The organism is Exiguobacterium sp. s157, assembly GCF_018618205.1.
GTDB lineage: Bacteria > Bacillota > Bacilli > Exiguobacteriales > Exiguobacteriaceae > Exiguobacterium > Exiguobacterium chiriqhucha.
This window is the reverse complement of sequence record NZ_JACSLQ010000022.1, coordinates 1-2,474: the sequence shown is the minus strand read 5'-3', so window position 1 is coordinate 2,474 and position 2,474 is coordinate 1. Positions and strand designations below refer to the sequence as shown.

General features: G+C 48.6%; 2 protein-coding genes. Both read right to left on the bottom strand.

Features of this window, described 5'->3' with window-relative positions; genetic code table 11:
• Window positions 1-44 precede the first annotated feature (44 nt).
• Window positions 45-803, bottom strand: a complete 759-nt coding sequence (istB, locus tag KNP67_RS15180) for an IS21-like element helper ATPase IstB (protein WP_214756978.1) — start codon at window positions 801-803, stop codon at window positions 45-47.
• The gene (gene istA, locus KNP67_RS15175; RefSeq protein ID WP_131473021.1) at window positions 800-2,341 is read right to left on the bottom strand and encodes an IS21 family transposase; all 1,542 of its coding nucleotides are present in this window, start codon (window positions 2,339-2,341) and stop codon (window positions 800-802) included. Before istA ends, istB begins: the two co-directional genes overlap by 4 nt.
• Window positions 2,342-2,474 lie beyond the last annotated feature (133 nt).

Below are 2,474 nucleotides of genomic sequence, written 5' to 3'. Positions count from 1 at the left end.
TGTAGACGTCAAGTTGATTTTGACACTTTTTGCTCGTTTGCCTTTTACACTTCTGCCGAAAACAATGATTTCCGGTTTCTCATCCGATGACTGTCGTCATCACTATGTATGATTTCGACGCGATGGAGTAAGCGGTCCAGTATCGCAGTCGTGATGCCCTGGTCCCCGATCAATTCGCCCCATTGTTCGGGGCTTTTGTTCGAGGTCAGGATGATCGAGCTGCGCTCATAAAGGTGGTTGACGAGATGGAAGAAGAGATTGGCTTCTCGTTGGTCCATGGCCATATACATCAGGTCATCGATGATGACCAGGTCCGAATCTCGCAACCTTTTTAACTGGATCTTCGACTTGCTTGAGAACTCTTCACTTTTTAATAGTTGGACGAGTTCGCCCATCGTGACGAAGTATACCTTGAACCCGTGGTTGACCGCCTCGATTCCGAGTCCCACGGCCAAAAACGTCTTTCCGACGCCCGGAGGGCCCAAGAGGATCAGGTTGTACTGTTGTTCGAGCCAGTTGAGCTGTTTCAACTGCTTCAGCTGTCGGGCGGTTAGTGCGGTCTGTTCCTCCAAATTGAACTCCGAGAGGGATTTGATGAACGGGAATCGGGCCCACTTCATTCGTCTCTCCAAACTTTTAGCGTCTCGTTTGGCGCGTTCATGGTTCGTGATGGCACTTAGAAATTCGATATACGTCCAGGAGGCCATTTCGGCCTCTCTCAAAATCTGTGGGAGGGCGTCAGCCGTCTCGGCGAGACGAAGCTGCCGAAAGTCCTGTTGTAACTCGGAAACGCTTTGACTCATTTTGTCGCCACCCCTTTCAGGATGTCGGTGTAGGCTTGGAGTGACCTCGTTGCGACCTGTATCCCGGATTTCTTCGGACGTTCGGTATCGGGTTTTGGATCACACCCATCGTCCGCGAGGATCGCAAGATAGTGGACCACGTCTCGGAAATCGTTGGCGCTGAACAGACTCTCTTGCGAACACTTTTCCAGTGCGTTCGTTAAGTGATTGGGATACATGATCGCGACGTCCCTGATGATGTTGAACTGGTCACGTCGGTATCTCGGGTAACGCTTTGAGAGCTCACCCAGATAATCGGACGCCGCCTCTCTGTCCTCGAAATAGGTGAGGACCTGTTGCTTCAGTTCTTCGATTCCTTTGGAACGATCCCGAAGGTGGTCACGGCTTTGAATCAGTTTTCCGCTCTCTTTGCTGACCCGGTGGTCTGCAATCACTTCTCCCTCGGGAGATTCGCGAATCAATAACCGTTCCTGTTCGGTCACTTCGAGGAACACCACTTTCTTCTTGACCGATGAGTAGGTCCCGATTGGGACGGTGTAACGGTTTGAGCGATAACGGATTGTGTTGTCCTTGCTGACGTTCCTTGCTATACTTTCGGTACGGATACTTTCGAAAGAGAGTAGCGATAAGACCGGTTGTAAGTGTTGTTTTTCGACGGAGAACACTTCAGCTGGTCTTTTTTTCGTTGTCTGATGGACGTTATGATTTCCTGTCCTCTCCAACCATCTCATGGAACGGTCGTTCCAATCCTCGATATGCCGGTACACTCGGCTGTCCGCGAAGTTCCGTTTGATGTACTTCACGACGTTCTCGATCATACCCTTTGACTCCGGGTCAGCCCGACGACATAAGTGGATTCTAAACTTTCGTTCGTTCACGTAGGCTTGAAACTCATTGGTCAATAGGACGTCACCTGCGTTCTCGTTGATTGCGATGAGGTGATCCTGGTCATAGACGATTTCAGAAGGACGCCCACCATAGAATTGGAATGCATTTTCGTGGCAGTGAATAGTGTCCTTGGTGGTGAACGGTCGTTCTCTCCATTCGACATACTTCATCCGAGAGTGCGCAAGTACGAACGCAATGAAATAAAGCTTTATCATTTTTCCATCTTTAGTCCGTTGTCTGGTCTCACCCCAGTCTACCTGTATTTGCTTGCCCATTGGTTGTTCTGGGATAGCCTCGTAATGGCGGACAATCCTTTTCTTTTCAATCTGATAGATTTCTCGGATTTCCTTCACGTATGTCCTGACCGTGCTCGATCCGACCGACAGGCCGGGATATCTTTCAAGTAACCAGTCATGTACTTGTGCGCTGCTCAAATGCGGATACTCCTCCAACCATGCAATGATCCAGTCTCGGTAGGCATCGAGCTTCTTCTTTCGTGAGCAGGCTTTCTCGTCAAATTCATGTAGGGCATCTTCATATGTCATCTTCAGGTACTTATATACCGTCGGTCTCGATACCTTCAGTGCTGTGGCGATTTGAGCCACTTTCATGTTTTGCTGATACATTTGATGAATCTTGATGTGTAGCACTAACTTTTCCTCCAAATCCATTCCCTCCAGATAAAATAGCCTCAACTACTCTATCGGAGTTCTGTTCTGATTTTTCGGCAATAGTGTAAAATCGTATCGAGCAAAAACTGTCAATTTTATTTTAGCGTTCACA